Here is a 20,322-nt window from a genome sequence, read left to right on the forward strand (position 1 = left end):
CCCCCGAAGGGGAAGTCGCCGCCGAAGGGCAGGCTCGAGAGGTCGACGTCGACGTGGATCGCGTGGTCACTGGTGGCGCCACGGATCAGGTTGACCAGCCAGGTGTTCAGCGACTGGCCGGCCTGCGCCGCGGCGTCGTCCGCGCGGGCCTTGAGCGACTCCGGGAGCCGGAGGCTGACCCGGGCCAGGCCCTCGTCCTCCGCGCCCGGGGGCAGCGGCGGCGCGGGCGGGGGCGGCGGTGCCGGCGCTTCGGGGCGCACCCCGGCGTCGACCACGAAGTCCAGGTCGCGCCCGTCGAGCCGTACGTCGACGCTGCCGCTCGACATCGCCGCCGTGATCTCGGACGCCGCCTGGCTGATCGCCTCCATCACCGCGAGGCGCACGGCCGGGTCGAGCGCGTAGCCGAGGCGTTCGGCGATCTCACGCGCCTCGGGACCGGCGCTGTCCGCAGCGGCCAGGAGGTCGCGGCGAAGGCTCTCGACGAAGGGGGTGATGTCCATGTGCATCACTATGACGTCATTGTGACGTCAAAGTCAAGGCATGGTGGCGTCAACCAACAGGAAGGGCCGGCACGACCAACCGGACGCCGTAGATCTCACCGTCCGCGCGGATCCACAACTCGACGACAGCGCCGTCGTCGCAACCGACCATGTCCTTGACCTGGAGCCGAACGATGTCGTCGCCTGCCTGCGCAAAAGGTGCCGGCAGCGGCGTCTCGGCGGCGTCGGTCCGCCACGAACAGGTGGCCGGCCCAGCAGCCGCCACCATGGCGCGCTTCTCCTGGAACAGCGTGCCGAGCGGGTCGATCCCGCAGTCCGGGTACCCGAGTCCCGAGCACCCCGCCCAGCCCCACCGCACTTCGGGTGAGTTGTTCCACGGCTGGGCGAACCCGCCGAGGAAGTTGCGCACCCGGTCGGCGAACCGGGGCACGTCGTCCTTGCCCCGCGCCCACGCGAGGAACCGTTGGGCCGACTTCTCCCGGGCAGCGGTCGGTGCCTCGATCGGCGCGGGCGACGCGGTGGAGGCGCCTTCCAGCACCATCGAGATCAGGTCGATGCGGCGTTCACTGTCATAGGCCCAGAAGACCGACAGACCAGGGCACGCTGGTCGCCCGGCGGCGACGGTCAGGATGAAGTACGAGTGCGTTCCCGGGCAGTCGCCATTCACGGTCAGCAGGCCGGGTGAGACCGCCTGCCCGCCCCGCATCCACGTCCGGGTTGCGAGGTCCCGGAGCAGTGCAGGCACCGCATGGCAGGTGGCGCCGTCACACACGGTCCAGGCAGCGGACTTCGGGTCCGCCAACTCCGTCGAGTCGACAGTGACGCTGGGGTTGCTCTGCCCAGGCGCCGAGAAAGCAAGCCTGACGCGGTCAGCGAGGTCGGGCAGCGGGCCGAGCCCGCGCGCGAATCGCAGCAGCCTCCACGCGTCGGGCCAGGAGTCGAAGCACCCCTCCGTCTGTGCGGGTGCTGTCACGAACACGGTGGCCGAGTCCCACTTCTCCGTCGGCAGCGGCGCCCCGGGGCCCGGGCTGGTGCCGGTCACCACGTCGCGCAACGAGCAGTCCGTCGGCCGCTCGATCACCTCCACCTTGATGCCGCGTGCCTTGATGTCGGCGACCGCATCGGCCCGGTCGAAGCCGAGGTACGACGGCATCTGGCCGGCCTCGAAGGCGTGCTCGGTCTCGACGGGATCACCCGTCGGGCGTGGTGCCGGCTCGGGCGACTGACCAGCCTGCCTACCCAGCGCCCACGCGGTCAGGCCGATCACCAGCACCAGTACCGCCGCGGCCACCATCGCACCCAGCCAGCGGTGCCGGTGGACGGCGTCCGGGTCGGGCATCCCGGTGAGCGTCAGGGGCGCGTGCTCCGACACCTCGACCGTCGCCGCGGCACCGGCAAGGAGCCGGCGCACCTCGCCCTCGTCCATCCGGTCGGTCATGACGTCTCCTCCGTGGCGACGAGCGGTGCGAGCGCTGCGAGCGCCCGGGACGTGCGGGACTTGACCGTGCCCGGCGCGACGCCCAGCGCCAGCGCGGTGTCCCGCTCGGTCAGGTCGGCGAAGTAGCGGAGCACGAGCACCTCGCGGTGGTCGGCGCTCATGACTGCGAGCGCCCGCCGGACGGCAATCCCCTCGGCCCATTCCGGATCGGCGCCTGCCGACTCGGGAAGTTCCTCCGTCGGGAGCTCACCGTTCCAGCGGCGCTTGCGGGCGTCGTACAAGGTCGTCACGAGGACGCGGTGGACGTAGGCGTCGGGGTGATCGGCGCGGACCACCTTGCGCCAGGAGCGGTAGCACTTCAGCAACGCGCTCTGCACGACGTCCTCGGCATCGGCGGACGGGCAGCCCAGGAGGACCGCCGTCCGCACCAGCCGCGGGCGCCGCTGGGCGACGTACGTGCTGAAGTCCATCGGGCTCCTCGGAGTCGGGGTCACCCAGTGTGACCGGCGAGGGCTCCCGTTCGGTTCCGAACCAGCCGCGGATCGGCGCGGTTTGCGTCATCCTGGTTGACGCGAATCGCGCCAGTCTCGGAAGCGGCACCGTTTTCACGCTCCCATCCACAGGCGCCGGGAGGCGTGGTGTGGGCGCCCGGCAAGCGGGAGACCTGATCTGGATGAACGAGATCGAGGACCTCCTGGATCACCAGGACGGAGTGATCAGCCGGCGGCAAGTGCTGGCGGCGGGGCACAACCAGACACACATCGCCCGATTGGTGCGGCGGCGGGAGTGGACCCAGGTGCATCCCGGCGTCTACGTGAACCACACCGGACCGCTGACGTGGAGACAACGGGCGTGGGCAGCGGTTCTGGCGTGCGCGCCGGCAGCCCTCGACGGCTGGAGCGCGATCCGGGCGCACGAAGGACCGGGCCGCCGACACCACGACGACTCGCGACCGATCGAGGTCATCGTCCGGCACGGACGCCAGCAGGTTGCACTCGAAGGGGTTCGGGTGCGCGGTTCGCGTCGCTTTGACGAGTCGGTGCAGTTGCACTTGAACCCACCCCGACAGCGGTACGACGACGCAGTCGTCGGGCTCGCCGACCGAGCCGCCGACGAATTGAGCGCCATCGCGATCGTGGCCGACGCCTGCGGAGGTCGCCGCACGACAGCCGTTCGACTCCTCGCGCGCATCGACGAGATGTCCCGGCTGCGCCGACGCTCCTGGCTGCGATCGGTGATCAATGACGTGGCGGACGGGACCTGCTCGGTCCTGGAGCACGCCTACCTGACCCGGGTCGAGCGACCGCACGGACTTCCGCGCGGCCTGCGACAGGTCGTCGCACTCGATGCCGGCGGGCGGCGGATGTTCCGCGATGTCGTCTACGGCGGCAACCGGCCCCGGTGGCGCCAGATCGTCGAGCTCGACGGCCGGTTCGGGCACGACTCGACGGCCGCGCGCGATCGGGACATGGAGCGCGATCTCGATGCAGCGCTGGACCTGGAGGACACGGTGCGGCTCGGGTACGGGCAGGTGCTCGGCCGGCCGTGCTCGACAGCGGCGAAGCTCGGCCGGCTGCTTCAGCTCCGGGGCTGGAACGGCGCACCGACCCGCTGCCCGTCCTGCGAAATGCAGGAACGGCGCGGTTTGCGTCAACCAGGTTGATGCAAACCGCGCCGATCAGGCAATCAGCTCATCAGAGGTCGAAGAGCGAACCGGTCTCGTTGATGTCCACGTCGGTGCGGGGCTGGTTGGCCTCGCCGGACGACGCGACGGGAGGTGCCGCCGGGGCGGGCTTCTCCTCCGCGGCTGGCTCCTCAGCGGCCGGCTCCTCTGCGGCCGGCTCCTCGACAGCCGGGCCTTCCTCCGGCTCGGCCGGGGCCTCCTCGGCAGCGGGTGCTGCAGCAGCGGGCTCGGCCTCGACCGGAGCAGCCGCAGCCGGGGCAGCGGGCTCGGGCGCCACGATGTCGAACAACGACCCACCCGACGGGATCTCCGCCGACGGCGTCGGCGCAGCTGCGGCGGGAGCGGGAGCAGCCGACTTCGGGGCCTCAGCGGCCTTCGGGGACTCCTCGGCCACCGGCGTGGCCGGGGCTTCGGCAACCGGCGCTTCCGCGGCCGGAGCCGCGGCCGGGGCGGCCGGCTCGGGAGCGGCGATGTCGAACAACGACCCACCCGAGGGGATCTCCGCCGACGGCGTCGCAGCAGGCGTTGCCGGAGCGGCAGGCTCGGCGGCCTTGACGGGCTCGGCGGCCTTCGGGGCTTCCGCGGCCTTCGGGGCTTCCGCGGCGGCCGGAGCAGCCGTCTCGGTGGGAGCGACGTCGAACAGCGACCCACCCGCACCCAGGTCCGCGGCCGGCTTGGCCTCGGGGTCTCGAGACGGTTCCTCGACCGCCGGCTTGGCGGCTGCCGGAGCGGCAGCAGGTGCCGGAGTGTCGAAGAGCGAGCTCGAGTCGTCGAACAGCGACCCACCGGAAGCCGGCTTGGCCTCGGGGTCTCGAGACGGTTGCTGCGCAACCTCCTCGACCACCGGCTTGGCGGCAGCCGGCGCGGGGGTGTCGAACATCGAGCTGGCGTCGTCGAACAGCGACCCGCCCGAAGCAGGCTTGGCCTCGGCCGGAGCAGCCGGAGCCGGTGCGGCAGCAGCCGGTGCGGCCTTCGCCTCGGGAGCCGCCTCCGCAGCAGGAGCAGTCTCTGCCGGTGCGGCGGCGGGAGCAGCAGCCTCAGCGGCCGGAGCGGCCTTCGCGACAGGTGCGCCCACCGGCGTACCCTCGCCCGGCTTGAGCTTGGTGGCCTGCTCGCCCTTGACGGACGCGAGCAGCATCTGTGCGACGTCGAGGACCTCGACCTCTTCGCGCGCCTCGCCGTCGGCCTGCATCTTGGTGAGGCCGTCGGAGATCATCACGCGGCAGAACGGGCAGCCGACAGCCACCTGGTCAGCGCCGGTACCGACCGCTTCGGCCGTCCGGTTGAGGTTGATCCGCTCGCCGATGGTCTCTTCCATCCACATGCGGGCACCACCGGCGCCGCAGCAGAAGGACTTCTCCTTGTTGCGCTCCATCTCGGCGAACTCGGCGCCGGGCAGGATCTCCAGGAGGTCGCGCGGCGGCGTGTAGACCTGGTTGTGACGACCGAGGAAGCAGGGGTCGTGGTAGGTCACCTTGCGCGCGTGGGCACCGGCACCGTCAGCAACGGGCGTCAGCTTCCCCTCGCGCACGAGGCGGTTGAGCAGCTGCGTGTGGTGGATGACCTCGAGCTCGATGCCGAGCTCGCGGTACTCGTTCTTGAGGGTGTTCATGCAGTGCGGGCAGGTCGAGACGACCTTCTTCGCACGGGCCTCGGTGAGCGTCTCGATGTTCTGCTGGGCCAGGCCCTGGAACACGAACTCGTTGCCCGCGCGGCGCGCCGAGTCACCGGTGCACGTCTCGCCGTTGCCGAGTACGCCGAAGGAGACGCCGGCGAGGTCGAGGAGCTCGGCCACGGCGCGGGTCGTCTTCTTGGCACGGTCTTCATAGGCACCGGCGCAACCGACCCAGAACAGCCAGTCGACCTCGTCGAGCGTCTCGATCGAGTCACCGACGACCTTGACGTCGAACGGCAGGCCCTTGGCCCAGTCGAGGCGGACCGTGGGCGACATGTTCCACGGGTTGCCCTTGTTCTCCAGGCCCTTGAAGAGACCGTTGAGCTCGGAGGGGAAGTTCGACTCGACGAGCACCTGGTAGCGGCGCATGTCGACGATGTGGTCGACGTGCTCGATGTCGACGGGGCACTGCTGGACGCAGGCACCACAGTTGGTGCAGCCCCACAGGGCGTCCTCGTCGATGACGAAGTCGCCACCCTCGGGGTTGTAGAACCACTCGTCCTTGTCGGTGTCGGCCTTGCCGATGAGCACCTTGTCGGCCGCACCGTCGACGCCACCGGCTGCGGCGTACGCCTGCTCGCGCAGCGCCATCATCATCAGCTTCGGGGACAGCGGCTTCTCGGTGTTCCACGCAGGGCACTGCGACTGGCAGCGGCCACACTCGGTACAGGTGGTGAAGTCGAGGAGGTCCTTCCAGGAGAAGTCCCAGATGGAGCCGGCGCCGAGCACGGCGTCCTCGTCGAGATCGTCGACGTCGTCGAGGGTGATCGGCTGGCCGCCGACGGTGAGCGGCTTGACCGCGCCGAGCGCCGTGCCGCCGTTGTCCTCACGCTTGAACCAGATGTTGAACCACGCGGTGAAGCGGTGCCAGGCCACGCCCATGGTCAGGTTGGTCGAGATGACGATCAGCCAGATCATCGCGGAGGTGATCTTGAACATCGCGATGGCGAAGATGATGTTCTCGAGCGACCCGACGGAGTCGTGGCCGGTCGGGTAGAGGTTGCCGACGTACTGCGCGATCGGGAAGTGGGCACCGGTCGCGTGCTCGGCGTGCTCGCCGCCGTGGGCCTGGGCGAGGTTGTACTCGGCACCGCGGATGAACAGGATGGCCGCGCTCTCGAGGAGCACCATCGCCTCGACGAAGAAGGCCTGCCACATGGTGGAGCCGAAGAACCGGCTCTTGCGGCCGAGCTTCGAGGGCAGGTGCGTGAGGCGGTAGTAGATCAGCGGGATGATCGCGAGCGAGCCGAGGAGGCCGAGGATCTCGGCGGTCCATTCGTAGACGACCCACTTGCCGATGATCGGGATCGTCCACTCGGGATCCCACAGCTGCGGGAAGGCCGCGGCGACCGCGGTCGAGAGGAAGAGGAACGCGGCGAACGCGAACCAGTGCAGGATGCCGACCCAGGTCCACTGGAGCATCCGCGTGTGGAGGAACGTCTCCTTGACCATGGTCACCGTGCGGCCGACCGGGTTGCCGGCGCGGCCGGGCGCGGGCTGGCCGCGGCGGATCACGCCCAGCATCGAGCGGACGGCACGGGCGGTCAGCGCGATCGCGACGACGGAGACCGCCAGTGACACCACGATCGCAATGGTCTGGAAGGACATCTCGAACAGCTCCTCGTCCACAGGGGGCTCAGCGTGCGCACACGAGTGCGCGCGTCGAGCCTATTGCCACGGACCGGTTTCGCGGATGAAAGGCAACCCTTACCCGCGCTGCCCGGAGCAGGCTCGCGCCCAGCATCCTACCGGGCGGTAACTTCCCTGGGACGTGACGATCGCCTCAGGGGAAGGTCAGCCCGGTGACCTTGCCGGCCGCCGAGAAGGTCACCGTCACGGGCACCCGCGCACTGCTTGAGGTCTTCGCACAGAAGACGTACGACGTCCCGCGGCGCTGGTAGGGCTGACCGACGGCCTGCAGCACCGACCGGGTCGTCATCCCGACCTTGACCACCTGCTTCACCGTGCTGGTGCTCTTGCGCAGCGCGGCGTTGCGGCACGAGTCCGGCTTGATGCCGGAGGTCCGCTCCCACATCTGCAGGTACGCCTCGGATCCGCGCGCCATGTCGTCGACGATCTTGCTGCCGTCACCGGCCTGCTGCTTCTCCGCGACCTGGCGCAGGTCCTCGACCCAGTCCGGATAGAGGCCGTACTGCGCGACACCGTCGACGTTGATGTCCCAGGTCCGCTGGCCGGCCTGCTGCTTGCCGATCGTCACGCCGCCGAGCCCGGTGAAGGGATAGCGGACCGGGTTGCTCACGCCGGCACCGCGGGGACTCCCCTGCGCGCCGAGGCCGTTGATGTCCGCGCCGAAGCCGAACCCGAAGTAGTAGCGCGGGTCGGCCCAGCCGAGGTGGCGCCGCCACTTCTCGACGAACCCGGTGGAGTCGCCGGCGTACGGAGTGATGAAGCCGCCGGCCTTGTAGATCCGCGGATAGGTGTCCGGGGTGGACCACGAGTGGCTCGAGATCACGCCCGGGTAGCGCAGTTCCTCGATGACGTCCATCGACGCGGCGCGCGCCTTCACCGACAGGTGATCGGGATCGAACACCATCTGCCGCTGGGCCAGGCCCTTGATCGTGTGCACACCGAGGTCCGTCAGGCCGCGCTTGTTGCAGTGCGCCGGCTGCGGATACAGCGGGATCGCCGGAAGGACACCGAGGAGCTGGCCGATCGCGCCGAACAACGCGTCCTGCTGCCCGGCAGTGATGTCGGGAAGGGTGATCTGCGGGTTGTCGGCGGACTCCCCGTCCGCAGGTTCGCAGTGCTCCATCGCCCAGAAGGAGCCGGTCTCCAGGAAGTTGGCGGCGTTGACGACGACGCCGACCTCACCCGCGTCACCGGCAACTCCGGCGAGCGCGTTGTCGAACTTGTTGACCAGCTCCATCTGGCGAACGCCCAGGGCGTGCATCTCGTCGAGGTTCGCGTCGATCTCCGCCGTCGTACACGCGGGGAGGTCCTTGCCGAGCAGCTTCTTGTAGGTGCAGCCGAACGGGATGGAGGTCTCGATCCCCATCACCACGGCCATCTTCCCGGCGTTGATGACCGCGCGGGCGGCGAACGGGTCCTTCACGATCCGGTAGAAGCCCTTGCCCGGGCCACCGAACTGCGCGTCGATGTAGGACTGCATCTTGAGCATGTCGGCGGCCTGCAGCCGGATCGAGTCCATGTCGTCGCAGGAGTTCCGCTTCAGCGGGTAGAGCTGGCACAGCTTGTTGTTCTCAACGAGCAGGTTGACGAACAACCGCTGCCCGCCGCGCCAGGCCCGCTCGAGCCAGCGGTAGTACGTGCCCTCGTGGGTCAGCGACTCCGGCGCCGGCCAGTCCTTGAAGGTCGGCCAGCCGACGGGGTCGTGGGACGCCTGCCCGGACAGCACCGCCTCGAGCAGGGCGCCGTTGCCCCCGGTGGCCGTGTGGTCGGGGCAGTCGACGAGGGCGTACGGCGCGCCGTACGCATGCCAGGGGCGACCGCAGTGCACCTTGCCGCCGAGGAACTCGAAGGCCATGCCGTGGGTGTGGGCATCCACGAACCCGCGCACTTCCTGGTACGACGACGCGCCGGCGAACGGGTCACCGGAGATGTTGATCCCCGCCTCCGGGTACGCCGGGCAGCCGGTCGCGAGGGCCAGCTTGAAGGGCGTGCCGGCGCTGCTCCGGGCGAGCTTGCCGCCGGACACCACCGTGAGCTGCTTGTCCGCCGCGATCTGGAACAGGAAGCCACCCGTCACCTTCGTGACCGTCCAGTCGGCCGCCGGACCCGGAGTGGGCGCGATCGCGACCGACCCGTTCGACGCGAGCGTCACCTCGCCGGCCGGGGTGTGCAGCAGGTAGCCGCCCAGTCGGGTCGCCTTGAAGTAGAAGGTCGCGGCGGACGAACGCGGCACCGCCACGGCGCCGAGCGTCGTACCGGACCGGGTGACGTAGCGCCCGGACGCGGTCTGCAGCGTGTAGCAACCACCGGCCATGGCGTAGCGGTCCCCCGGCACGCCCAGCCGCGGCGGGTAAGCCCGCACCTTCACCAGCGGCGGGTCGGGGAGCGCACGCTCGCGCTCGACGTAGGCCTCGGACGCGGTCCGCTCGAGGGAGGTCGTGGGATCGACGACGTTGTCGCCGACCGCGAGGCCGCGGGACACGTCGTTCTTCGTGGCGGGATCGTTGTGGTCGTGCGGCGGCAGGACCGTGTCGTCGTGGGGCAGGCCCCGGTCGGACCGGTCCTGTTGCGCAGCCACGGCCAGGGTCGTCGTACCGCCTCCGGAGGCGACGGGGATGGCCAGGGCAGTTCCGATCACGGCGAGTGCGGCGACCACGGCGAGGCCGACGCGCTGCCCTGAGCTGCCGGCCTCAGGCTCCCGACGTCGTTCCATCGTCACGACAGACCTCCTTCTCCGGGCACCGCGAAGTGACCCCGGTCACTCCCCCAACGAGCGAACGGTGGCGACGGTACGCGCAAACGTGAACAACTGTCACCTTTCTTGTCCACCGACGAACGGCGTGGGCCCGGCAGGCATGATGGCGGCACGGATCGGGGAAGGGACCTCCATGACCAGCACCACGCGCGCCATCGGCGCGCTCTCCGCACTCGTGCTCACCGCAGCGCTCGCCGGCTGCAACGGTGACGGCGGCATGCGGCCCGCCCCCGATGCGTCGACCACGCCGAGCAAGAGCCCCGCGTCGCCCCGGCCGAGCAGCACGACCCCGGCGGGCGCCCCGGACCTGGCGCTGGCCGTGAGCGAGACCCGCGAGGACTCGGTCTACCCCGAAGTGGGCGACCCCCTCGTGGACGCGCTGAGCTACGACCTCGATCTCGACTGGGACCCGGCCAAGGACACGCTGACCGGGCAGGAGACGCTGGTCTTCAGGGCCACCGCGGACGCCGACAGGATCCCGCTGGACTTCAACGAGGACCTCGCCATCTCGGCACTGACCGTCGACGGCAAGTCCGTCACGCACGAGGTCGACGGCTACCACCTGAGCATCGACGCCCCGATCAGGGCCGACCAGCGCTACGAGGTCACGATCGCGTACGCCGGCGTCCCACAGCCCGCGCCGGCACCCAGCGAGCGCTCCGACTTCGCGGCCGGCGTCGGCTGGAACGTCACCGATGAGCACGAGACGTCGACCCTGCAGGAGCCGTACGGCGCCTTCACCTGGTACGCCGCGAACGACCAGCCGGCCGACAAGGCGTTCTACGACTTCAGCCTCACCGCGCCCGACGGGATGCAGGGCGTCGCGAACGGCGAGCTCACGTCGTCGACCAAGGCCGACGGCAGGACGACCAACACCTGGCACCTTGCGGAGCCCGCGTCGTCGTACCTCGTCACGGTGGCGTTCGGGGACTTCCAGCGCACCGACCTGAAGTCCAGGAGCGGCGTCCCGATCCAGATCTGGACCGACCCGGACGGCGACGCGCTGCCCGGCGGGCTGGCCACCGCGCCCGCCGCGATCGACTGGCTCGAGAAGATCCTCGGCCCCTACCCGTTCGACACGTTCGGCATCGTCGTCGTCGACAACGACAGCGGCATGGAGACCCAGACCATGGTCACCCTGGGCAACTCGGAGTACAGCCTCTCGCCGGCGGTCGTGGTGCACGAGGCCGCGCACCACTGGTACGGCGACACCGTCTCCCCCGCCGACTGGTCGGAGGTGTGGATGAACGAGGGCATGGCGATGTACCTGCAGGGCATGTGGGAGGCCGAGCAGGAGGGCCGCACCGTCGCGTCGAAGATGGACGAGTGGGCCACCTTCGAGACGGCGCTGCGCGACACCGCGGGACCGCCGGCGGACTACGACCCGAAGAAGTTCGGCGACGGCAACATCTACTACGGCCCGGCGCTGATGTGGCAGGAGCTGCGGGAGAAGATCGGCGACACGAAGTTCTTCGCGCTCCTGAAGGAGTGGCCGGCGTCGCAGGAGAACGGCAACGCCGACCGCGAGGAGTACTGGGCCTGGATCGAGGAGAAGACGGGCGAGGAGCTCACGTCGTTCTTCGAGGACTGGCTGCTCGGCGAGCAGACGCCGTCGCGCTGAGCCGTCCGGCAAACCCTTCCCGCAAAGGTGGAACACGTTCTACTCTCTCGGGATGCGCATGCTCCGCTCCGTGCTGGCCTCGGGGGCAGCCACCGTCCTCGCCCTGACCCTTGCCGGCGCCCCGGCGACCGCTGACGACACCACTCCGGCACTGCCCGGGCTGGCGGGACTCCTCCCCGGCCTGCCGGCACTGCCCACGATCCCGGGTTTGCCGATCCCGTCGCTGCCGACCGACCTGCTGGTGCCACGGTTCACCGGCGCCGCGGTCACGCCGCAACCGCTCGACGCACCGCGGGTGCCGCAGAACCCCTTCCTCGCACCCAACGGCCGCAGCAGCATGCACAACGACGCGTACAGCACCGACGCGTACGCGGTCTCCGGCCCCACCGGCCGTTCGCTCACCGTGAGGTCGGCGTCGTACGGCGTCCGCGAATGCGCCACGATGGCCTTCGACTCGCACGACCGGATCGTCGGGCTGTGCGGCGGGCTCGAGGGCTTCACGATGATGGTCATCGACCCGGTGACCCTGCGCGCGATCTCCCAGCTGCAGGTCTCACAGCGCGACTTCACCAGCGGCGCCAACCCGCTGACCGACATCTGCGGCGGCACCTACTTCTTCCTGGACGGCCAGGACCGGGCGTACGCGACCACCACGCGCTCCTCCATCGCCGAGGTCAGCGTCACCGCCGCGGGCGGCCTGGTGAAGGGCCGCGAGTGGCCGCTGGCCGGACACCTTCCGGACGGCGACTGCCTCGTCGCCACGGGCGTCGACTGGTCCGGACGGGTCTGGTGGTTCAGCCAGCAGGGCGTGGTCGGCACCCTCGACCGCGAGACCGGCGCGGTCCACGCCCTGACCCTCGGCGGCGGTGAGGGCATCTTCAACTCGGTGTCGACCGACGAGACCGGTGGCGTCTACTTCGTCACGACACACCAGACCTACCGGGCCGACGCCGACAGCAACGGCGTCCCGCACGTCACCTGGGCGATCCCGTACGACCGCGGAAGCGTGAAGAAGCCCGGCATGTTGTCGCAGGGGTCGGGCACCTCCCCCACCCTCATCGGCGAACGCTGGATCGCCGTGGCCGACAACGCCGACCCCCAGAGCCACGTCCTGGTCTACGACCGCCGCATCGGCGTGACCGACCGACTGCACTGCTCCGTGCCCGTGCTCGCGGACGGCGCCAGCACGACGGAGAACAGCCTCGTCGCAGCAGGGAACTCGCTGATCATCGAGAACAACTACGGGTACGCCGGCGTGCATTCCACGCTGCTCGGCAGGACCACGACCCCCGGGGTCTCGCGGGTGATGATCGAGGACGACGGCTGCCACGTCGCCTGGACCAACCCGACCTCCGCACCGACCTCGGTGCCGAAGGCGTCCCTCGGCAACGGCCTCGTCTACGTCTACTCCAAGCCGAAGCGCGCCGACCTGCTCGACGCCTGGTACGTCACCGCGATCGACATCCGCACCGGCAAGACCGCCTGGAGTCGCCTCACCGGCACCGGCATCCAGTGGAACAACCACTACGCGTCGATCTACCTCGGCCCCGATGGTGCGCTGTACGTCGCCACGCTGATCGGACTGGTCCGTCTGGCTGATGGGTGAGGTGCACGAAGTGTGGCAAATGGGGGTCCGAAGTGTGCACCATCTGCCACACCTCGAGGCCCCATTTGCCACACTTCGTGCCCCCTAACCGGCCGACGCGGTCCAGAGGCACGAGAACGTCGAGGTGAAGATGTCGGCCAGGATGGCGGGCTTGACCTTGCCGCTTCCGTCCTCGACGAGCATCAGGTCCTCGTCGATCAGGCCCTGCTCCTGGAGGCCGTCGACCCCGTGCTTGCTGACCAACTGCCGGGCGGTGCACTCGGCGTCGGCGGTGTCGAGGTCGCCCTCGTCCACGAGGGTCCGGGAGATGTTGGCGATCGCGGTGTCCTCGCGAGAACCGGTCAGCCCGTCTGGCGCGGTCGGGCTCGTGGGCTCCCTGCTGCGGTCGGGGCCGGCGGTGCGGTCGCCGTCGTCGCCGCGGCCGATCAGCACAGCCACCAGCGCGATGAGTACGACGAGCGCGGCGATGCCCGCGACAGTCGCAGCGATCACGGCCACTGACCTGCGGGGCCGGACGGACGTCGTACGACGCAGCGACCGGAGGTCGTCACGGAAGGCGGCGGCCGACGGGTAGCGCTCGTGCGGGTTCTTGGCGAGGGCGGTGCGGAGCACCCGGTTGAGCTCACGGTCGAACGCCGTGCGACCCGTCAGCTGCGGGATCGGCGCCCCGATGTGGGCCTCGACGACCTGGTAGTCGGTCGTGCCGGCGTACGGCGCCCGGCCGGTCAACGTCGCCCAGAGCAGGCAGCCGAGCGAGTAGACGTCGCTCACCGGGCCTGCCGGTCGGCCCTGGTGCAGCTCGGGGGCCATGTAGCTCGGGGTGCCGGCGACCACCCCACCGGTCGCGCTCTGGTCGGCGCCGATCTGGCGCGCGATGCCGAAGTCGGCGAGATAGGCGACCGTGTCGGTGCCGCGGTTGCGGAGCAGGACGTTGGCCGGCTTGATGTCGCGGTGCACCAACCCGACCCGGTGCGCCTCGGCGAGGCCGTCGGCGACCTGGGCGATCAGGTCGACGGCGACCGTGGGCGGCGGCGGGCCCTGGCGCCGCAACGTCGCGCCGAGGTCACCGTCGGGGATCAGCTGGCTCGCGATGTAGAGCTGGCCACCGACCTGTCCGTGCGCGAAGACCTGCACGACGTGCGGCGAGTCCAGCGACGCCTGGGCCTGGGCCTCCCGGACGAACCTCGCGCGGAATCCGGGGTCGCCCGCCAGGACACTGGTGATCACCTTCAGGGCGACGCTGCGGTGCAACGTCGTGTCCACCGCTTCGTAGACGGTTCCCATGCCACCGGCACCGAGCTCGCGCACGATCCGGTACGGGCCGAGCAGCTCGCCCGGGGGCAGCGCAGGGTGGGGTGGCAGGGACACGCAGTCGTTCTACCCCGGCGTCACGCGCCCAAGCGAACCGTCCTCCACAGGCACCCCGGACCTCAGAACAGGAGGGCGGTGGCGGGATCGCTGATGATGCCGGCGACGTCGGCCAGGAACTGCGAACCCGTCGCACCGTCGACGTGCCGGTGGTCGAACGACAGCGAGAGCGTCATCACCTGACGCGGCACCACCTGGTCGCGCACCACCCACGGCTGCGGCTTGATCGCGCCCAGGCACAGGATCGCGGACTCACCCGGGTTGATGATCGGCGTACCCCCGTCGACACCGAACACGCCGACGTTGGTGATCGTGAACGACCCGCCCGCGAGCTGCGGCGGCTGGGTGCGGCCCTCGCGAGCGGTCGCGGTCAGTGCCTCGAGCTCCTGCGCCAGCTCGACCAGCGAGAGCGCGTGGGCGTCCTTGATGTTCGGGACGACCAGGCCCCGCGGCGTCGCGGCCGCGATGCCGAGGTTGACGTAGTGCTTGACCACGACCTCCTGCGCGGCCTCGTCCCACGTCGAGTTCACCAACGGCGTACGACGAAGGGCGAGCACGCACGCGCGAGCAGCCACGAGCAGCGGGCTGACCTTGAGGCCCTGGAACTCGCGGCGCTCCTTCAGCCGGGCGACGAGCTCCACCGTCGCGGTCGCGTCGATCGTGATCCACTCGGTGACGTGGGGCGCCGTGTACGCCGACGCGACCATCGCGTTCGCCATCTGCTTGCGGACGCCCTTGATCGGCTCGCGGGTCTCGCGCGCCCCGGAGGTCTCGAGGCTCGTCGCTTGCGCTCCTCGCACCTCAACCACCGGAGTGCCCGCGGCCGCCAGCACGTCGTCCTTCGAGACGGTGCCCTTGGGGCCGGTCGGGACCAGCGCGGCCAGGTCGATGCCGAGGTCACGCGCGAGGCGCCGGACGAGGGGCTTGGCGAGGGTCCGGACGCTGCCCGGGTCTCGAGACGGCTGCGGCGCAACCTCCTCGACCACCGGGGCGGCATCGCCCTTGCGGGGCCGCCGCTTGAGCGCGCGCTGCTTGGGGCCGTACCCGACCAGCGTCGCGTTGCCCGTGGGCGGGATGTTGGTGTCGATGACCTCGGGCCCGCGGGTCGCCGGCGGCGTGGTCGCCGCGGACGCCTCCGGGGTGGCCGGCTGCACCGGCGCCGGGGGCGTCACCGCGCCCTTCTCGCCGATCTGGATGATGGCCGTACCGACCTCGACGGTCTGGCCTTCGGCCGCCAGCAGCGCCAGCACCTCGCCGGCGTAGGGCGAGGGCAGCTCGACGATCGACTTGGCCGTCTCGATCTCGACGATCACGTCGTTGATGGCGACCACGTCGCCCTCCTTGACCCGCCAGGCCACGATCTCGGCCTCGGTGAGGCCTTCACCGACGTCGGGGAGCTTGAACTCGTTCACACCAGTCATCGCGGAAATCTCCTCAGAACCCGAAGGTCCGGTCGACGGCATCGAGCACACGGTCGAGGTCGGGGAGGTAGGACTCCTCGATGCGGGCCGACGGGTAGGGCGTGTCGTAGCCCGTCACCCGCAGCACGGGCGCCTCCAGCGAGTGGAAGCACTCCTCGGTCACTCGTGCCGAGATCTCGGCGCCCACACCCAGGGTCATGTGGGCCTCGTGGACGACGACGAGCCGGCCGGTCCGCCGTACGGACTCGAACACGGGCACCAGGTCGAGCGGGGAGAGCGTGCGCAGGTCGATGACCTCGATCGACCGGCCTTCCTCGGCGGCGACGGTGGCCGCGTCGAGACAGGTCGACACGGTCGGGCCGTAGGCCACCAGGGTGGCGTCGGTGCCGGACTTCACCACGCGTGACTGCCACAGCGGCGCGGGCGGCGCCAGTTCGTCGACCTCGCCCTTCGTGGAGTGGTAGAGCCGCTTGGGCTCCAGGAAGATGACGGGGTCGTCGGACCGGATGGCCTGCTGGATCATGCTGTAGGCGTCGGCCGGGTTGGAGCACGCGACGACCTTCAGGCCGGGCGTGTGCACGAACTGCGCCTCGGGGGACTCGCTGTGGTGCTCGACGGCACCGATGCCACCACCGAACGGGATCCGGATCACCATCGGCATCCGGACCTTGCCCTGGGTGCGGAAGTGGAACTTCGCGACCTGGCAGACGATCTGGTCGTAGGCGGGGTAGACGAAGCCGTCGAACTGGATCTCGACGACAGGTCGGTAACCGCGCATCGCGAGCCCGACCGCCGTACCGACGATGCCGGACTCGGCCAGCGGGGTGTCGATGACGCGGTCGTCGCCGAAGTCCTTCTTCAGGCCGTCGGTGATCCGGAAGACGCCGCCGAGCGTGCCGACGTCCTCACCCATGACGAGGACCTTCTCGTCGTCCTCCAGCGCCCGTCGCAGGCCGGAGTTCAGCGCCTTGGCGAGGGTCATGGTCGTCATGCGGACACCTCCTCGTACGACGCGACGTGGGCATCGAAGATGGCCTGCTGGGCCGCGAGCTCGGCGGTCTGTTCGGCGTGCACCATCGTGAAGATGTCGCGGGCGACCGGGTCGGGCAACGCATGGCACTCGCGCCGCATCCGCTCACCGAGCGCGTCGGCCTCGGCCGCCACCTCCGCAACGAAGTCGTCATCGGCCATGCCGTTGCGGCGGAGGTAGGCCTCCACCCGGGCGATCGGGTCCTTCAGCTTCCAGTGCTCGACGTCGTCGCTGAGCCGGTAGCGGGTCGGGTCGTCCGTCGTGGTGTGCGCACCCATCCGGTACGTGTAGGCCTCGATGAACGTCGGGCCCTGTCCGTCGCGAGCACGCTGGAGTGCCGCCTGCGTGACGGCGTACGTCGCCAGGACGTCGTTGCCGTCGACCCGGATGCCGGGGAAGCCGAAGCCCTGCGCGCGCCGGTAGAGCGGGATCCGCGACTGGCGCTCGAACGGCTCGGAGATCGCCCACTGGTTGTTCTGGCAGAAGAACACCACCGGCGCGTTGTACGACGCCGCGAACACGAACGCTTCGTTGACGTCACCCTGCGACGAGGCTCCGTCCCCGAAGTGTGCGACGACGGCGGTGTCGCGCTCGGGGTCGCCCGTCCCGACGGCGCCGTCGCGCTGCACGCCCATGGCGTAGCCGGTCGCGTGCAGCGTCTGGGAGCCGATGACGATGGAGTAGATGCCGAAGTTGTGCTCGTAGGGGTCCCAGCCGCCCTGGTCGACCCCGCGGAACATGGCGAGCAGCCGCACCGGGTCGACACCGCGGCACCACGCGACACCGTGCTCGCGGTAGGTCGGGAAGGCGAAGTCCTGCGGCGACAGCGCGCGACCGGCGCCGATCTGGGCGCCTTCCTGGCCGAGCAGCTGGGCCCAGAGGCCGAGCTCGCCGTGGCGCTGCAGGGCAGTGGCCTCGATGTCGACGCGGCGCACCAGCGTCATGTCGCGGTAGAACCCGCGGATCTGCTCGGCCGTGAATTCACGGTCGAAGGTCGGGTGGTGGACCCGCTCCCCCTCGGGGGTGAGGAGCTGGACGAGCTCGGGGTCGGCCTGATCAGGGGCCGGTCCGAAGACAGGGTCGGTCATCACGCCACTCCTAGTTTCAGTCCGTCGGGGTCTCCGCGGCACTGGTCCAGTCATTTGATCTGGCCGAATCTGTCACATGGATGGCGTGACTGTGATCCGAACCACTCTGTTCGTCACGATACTCGCCCCGAACAGCACCTGACTGGACGTGCCGGCCGTCGCCGGCTACTTCTCGACGTAGGTGTAACCGCTGACCAGCCAGGAACCCGACGTGCCGTCGAGGATCCAGGTCGAGTCGAGGGTCTTCCCTGTGTTCGGGGCGTAGACGTCGCCGGTCACGGTGGAGATCGGACCGAAGGTCGTGGGCTCGTCGAAGGTGTACTCCGCGTTCGACATCTCGAGGTTGCCCGCCGCCGACTCGCATCCGGCCTGATCGGTGAACTCGCTGGAGAAGTACGTCGGCGTGGTCAGGCCCTCGACGGCGAGGCAGTCGCCCTCGAGCAGTGAGTCGAGGAAGGCCCGTGCAGTGATCGTGGGGTCGTCGTCCGGCGACTCACCGAAACCGGCGGTCTCGCTCGTCGCCTCGGTCGGCGTGGACTCCGACTCCGACTCCGACGGCTCGTCCGACGGGGAGCTGGACTCCGAGGAGTCGTTGTCCCGGGCCGAGTCGTCGCCGTCGTCATCGTTGCCGAGCACCAGGAAGAGCACCACGGCACCGGCGATCACGAGCGCCAGGACGCCGGCGATGATCCCGATGATCAGGCCCTTCTTGCCGCCGCCACTCGGCGGCGGGGCGCCGTACCCACCCGGCGCGCCGGGATAGCCGGGGCCACCGGGGCCACCGGGGTAGCCGCCGCCCGGAGGTCCGGGCTGCTGGTAGCCGCCCTGCGGGTACCCGCCCTGGGGCGGGTAGCCACCCGGAGGGCCGTACGGCGCCGGGGGCGGCTGAGGGCCTCCCCCCTGCGGTGCGATCTGCGTCGGTGGCTGCTCGCCGGGCTGTCCCGGGCCGGGGAACTGGTTGCTCACACCCCAGAGCCTAGGGAGCCTGAGCGTCCCACGCATCACTATTGGGCATGTCGTCGTGCCGACGTCGCGGCCACAGGGACAGGCCGATCAGCACCAGACCCACCGGAAGGGCCAGCAGGAAGCCCTTCGCGTACGGCGACAGCGACCCCGTCATGGTGTCGACCATGATCCGGGCCATGTCCTGCTGCTCGGACCCGATGCGGTCGGCGACGAACTCGCCCACCGGATCGGTGGCCAGGCGCACCACGAACGCAGCAGCGGCCACCCCGAGCAGCGCCAGGCCCGCGATGCGCACGCGTCCCCGCCACCCTGCGGCGACCAGGATCGCGAGGCCCACGAGGCCGGCCCAGACGAACGGCAGCCAGCCGGCCACCCGGTCGGCGCTGCGATAGGTGGGACCGGCATCGACCACGCGGGACCGCGGCGCCACCGCCACCTCGAGCGGGATCCTCGGCAGTGCCGCAACCGGGATGCCACGCTCCTCGAGCATCAACAGCACCTGCGCGAGCAAGGGCGCGGCGTCGACCGTGAGGTTGCCGTCCGGCGAGGCATCGGGATCCTCGAGCAACGCCATCACGTCGCGGTGCAGGTCGTCGTTGGCCTTGCGCCAGAACTCCGGGAAGTCCGGGCTCTCGACGACCTCGGTCGCTGCCGTACGGGCCCAGGCGGTCACCGAGTCGGGGAGCCCGACCGGCACGTGCTCCTGGAGGGCACCGACGGCGGCCCTGGCCGCGGCGTCGGACAGCACCCGCCGGACATCAGGGTCGTTCGCGAGCGGCGCCACCGTGGCGACGTACTCCTGCTGGTCCTCGACCTTCGCGTTCAGCCAGGCGGTGGCGATCACGAACGGCGCCACGATCGTGGCAACGAGGACCAGCAGTACGGCAGATGCGAACCTCACGCGTGCGAGATCACTCGTCGTCAGTGGAGAAGCTCGGGTCGACCTTCCAGTCGCCGTCCTCCTTGACGAGCTTCAGCTCACCGTCGGTGGTGTTCTCCTCGTCCTCGTCGTCGCCGCCGCAGTCCTCGACGATGTCCTTGTCGCCGGTGAACCGGGACGTGATCTCGTACTCGACGGTGGCCTCGTCGCCGTCCTCGTTGGTGTCCTTGATCTCGACCTCGTAGTCGAAGTCGCCCCGGATGTCATCGAAGGTCTTGTCGCAGGAGTCGTCCTCGGACAGCGGCTCGTCGACCTCGTCGTCGAAGTCCTTCTGGGAGTTCTCGGCGTACTCGTCGCAGTCGTCGGCGTCAGCGCCGTCGAGCAGGCTGTCCTGCGCGTCCTCGGTGAGCAGCTCGCACTGCGCGTTGAAGTCCGGGTCGACGAAGTTCTGCGCCTCGAGGTACTCCTTCGCCACACCGTCGGGGCCGCCGCCACCCAGGACCTTGAGCAGTACGACGACCAGGATGATCGCGAACAGCAGCGCAGCGAGGGCGCCGCCGATGATCGCGAACAGCTTGCCCTTGCCCTTGCCGCCCGAGCCGCCACCGAAGTTGGGCTGGCCGAACTGCTGGCCGTAGGC

Annotated in this window: 15 protein-coding genes; 3 read left to right on the top strand and 12 right to left on the bottom strand. The window is 70.1% G+C overall.

What is annotated here, in order from left to right; translation table 11 throughout:
* From ACOADB_RS25840 to ACOADB_RS25850, 3 genes are all read right to left on the bottom strand, one after another.
* Positions 1-500, bottom strand: a 500-nt coding sequence (locus ACOADB_RS25840) for a toxin-antitoxin system HicB family antitoxin (protein ID WP_378605701.1), incomplete at its 3' end; no start/stop codon positions are given.
* A gap of 49 nt (positions 501-549) precedes the next feature.
* Positions 550-1,938, bottom strand: coding sequence for a hypothetical protein (locus ACOADB_RS25845; RefSeq protein WP_378605704.1), 1,389 nt, complete (start codon positions 1,936-1,938; stop codon positions 550-552).
* The gene (locus ACOADB_RS25850) at positions 1,935-2,408 is read right to left on the bottom strand and encodes a SigE family RNA polymerase sigma factor (RefSeq protein WP_378605707.1); all 474 of its coding nucleotides are present in this window, start codon (positions 2,406-2,408) and stop codon (positions 1,935-1,937) included. The genes ACOADB_RS25845 and ACOADB_RS25850 overlap by 4 nt, the downstream gene beginning before the upstream one ends.
* A gap of 203 nt (positions 2,409-2,611) precedes the next feature.
* Here ACOADB_RS25850 and ACOADB_RS25855 point away from each other — a divergent pair, with 203 nt between their 5' ends.
* Positions 2,612-3,601 carry a type IV toxin-antitoxin system AbiEi family antitoxin domain-containing protein gene (locus ACOADB_RS25855; protein ID WP_378605710.1) on the top strand — a complete coding sequence of 330 codons (990 nt, stop codon included), beginning with the start codon at positions 2,612-2,614 and terminating at the stop codon, positions 3,599-3,601.
* A gap of 31 nt (positions 3,602-3,632) precedes the next feature.
* Here the strand turns inward: ACOADB_RS25855 and ACOADB_RS25860 are convergent, their stop codons facing one another.
* Together ACOADB_RS25860 and ACOADB_RS25865 are read right to left on the bottom strand one after the other, a co-directional pair.
* Positions 3,633-6,905, bottom strand: a complete 3,273-nt coding sequence (locus ACOADB_RS25860) for a (Fe-S)-binding protein (protein WP_378605713.1) — start codon at positions 6,903-6,905, stop codon at positions 3,633-3,635.
* A 175-nt stretch (positions 6,906-7,080) separates the two neighbouring features.
* Positions 7,081-9,666 (bottom strand): hypothetical protein, encoded by a 2,586-nt coding sequence (locus tag ACOADB_RS25865; protein WP_378605716.1) that lies wholly within the window; start codon positions 9,664-9,666, stop codon positions 7,081-7,083.
* Between the two features lie 169 nt (positions 9,667-9,835).
* Between ACOADB_RS25865 and ACOADB_RS25870 the strand changes: the two genes are divergently transcribed.
* Together ACOADB_RS25870 and ACOADB_RS25875 are read left to right on the top strand one after the other, a co-directional pair.
* Positions 9,836-11,323 (top strand): M1 family metallopeptidase, encoded by a 1,488-nt coding sequence (locus tag ACOADB_RS25870; RefSeq protein WP_378605719.1) that lies wholly within the window; start codon positions 9,836-9,838, stop codon positions 11,321-11,323.
* Between the two features lie 52 nt (positions 11,324-11,375).
* Positions 11,376-12,929 (top strand): hypothetical protein, encoded by a 1,554-nt coding sequence (locus ACOADB_RS25875; protein WP_378605722.1) that lies wholly within the window; start codon positions 11,376-11,378, stop codon positions 12,927-12,929.
* 84 nt (positions 12,930-13,013) lie between these two features.
* On the opposite strand, the gene ACOADB_RS25880 is transcribed toward ACOADB_RS25875, so the two are convergent.
* The 7 genes from ACOADB_RS25880 to ACOADB_RS25910 form a co-directional block, all read right to left on the bottom strand.
* Positions 13,014-14,297 (bottom strand): serine/threonine-protein kinase, encoded by a 1,284-nt coding sequence (locus tag ACOADB_RS25880; protein ID WP_378605725.1) that lies wholly within the window; start codon positions 14,295-14,297, stop codon positions 13,014-13,016.
* Between the two features lie 62 nt (positions 14,298-14,359).
* Positions 14,360-15,718 (bottom strand): dihydrolipoamide acetyltransferase family protein, encoded by a 1,359-nt coding sequence (locus tag ACOADB_RS25885; protein ID WP_378605728.1) that lies wholly within the window; start codon positions 15,716-15,718, stop codon positions 14,360-14,362.
* Positions 15,719-15,731: 13 nt separating this feature from the next.
* Positions 15,732-16,709, bottom strand: coding sequence for an alpha-ketoacid dehydrogenase subunit beta (locus tag ACOADB_RS25890; protein WP_378605731.1), 978 nt, complete (start codon positions 16,707-16,709; stop codon positions 15,732-15,734).
* Positions 16,706-17,836, bottom strand: coding sequence for a pyruvate dehydrogenase (acetyl-transferring) E1 component subunit alpha (gene pdhA, locus ACOADB_RS25895; protein ID WP_378605734.1), 1,131 nt, complete (start codon positions 17,834-17,836; stop codon positions 16,706-16,708). Before pdhA ends, ACOADB_RS25890 begins: the two co-directional genes overlap by 4 nt.
* A gap of 165 nt (positions 17,837-18,001) precedes the next feature.
* On the bottom strand, positions 18,002-18,802 hold the full coding sequence (locus tag ACOADB_RS25900; RefSeq protein ID WP_378605737.1) for a hypothetical protein: 801 nt from the start codon (positions 18,800-18,802) through the stop codon (positions 18,002-18,004).
* A 10-nt stretch (positions 18,803-18,812) separates the two neighbouring features.
* On the bottom strand, positions 18,813-19,703 hold the full coding sequence (locus ACOADB_RS25905; RefSeq protein WP_378605740.1) for a hypothetical protein: 891 nt from the start codon (positions 19,701-19,703) through the stop codon (positions 18,813-18,815).
* Between the two features lie 10 nt (positions 19,704-19,713).
* On the bottom strand, positions 19,714-20,322 hold a 609-nt coding region (locus ACOADB_RS25910), incomplete at its 5' end, for a hypothetical protein (protein WP_378605743.1).

This window comes from Nocardioides sp. CPCC 206348 (assembly GCF_048654705.1).
Lineage (GTDB): Bacteria > Actinomycetota > Actinomycetes > Propionibacteriales > Nocardioidaceae > Nocardioides.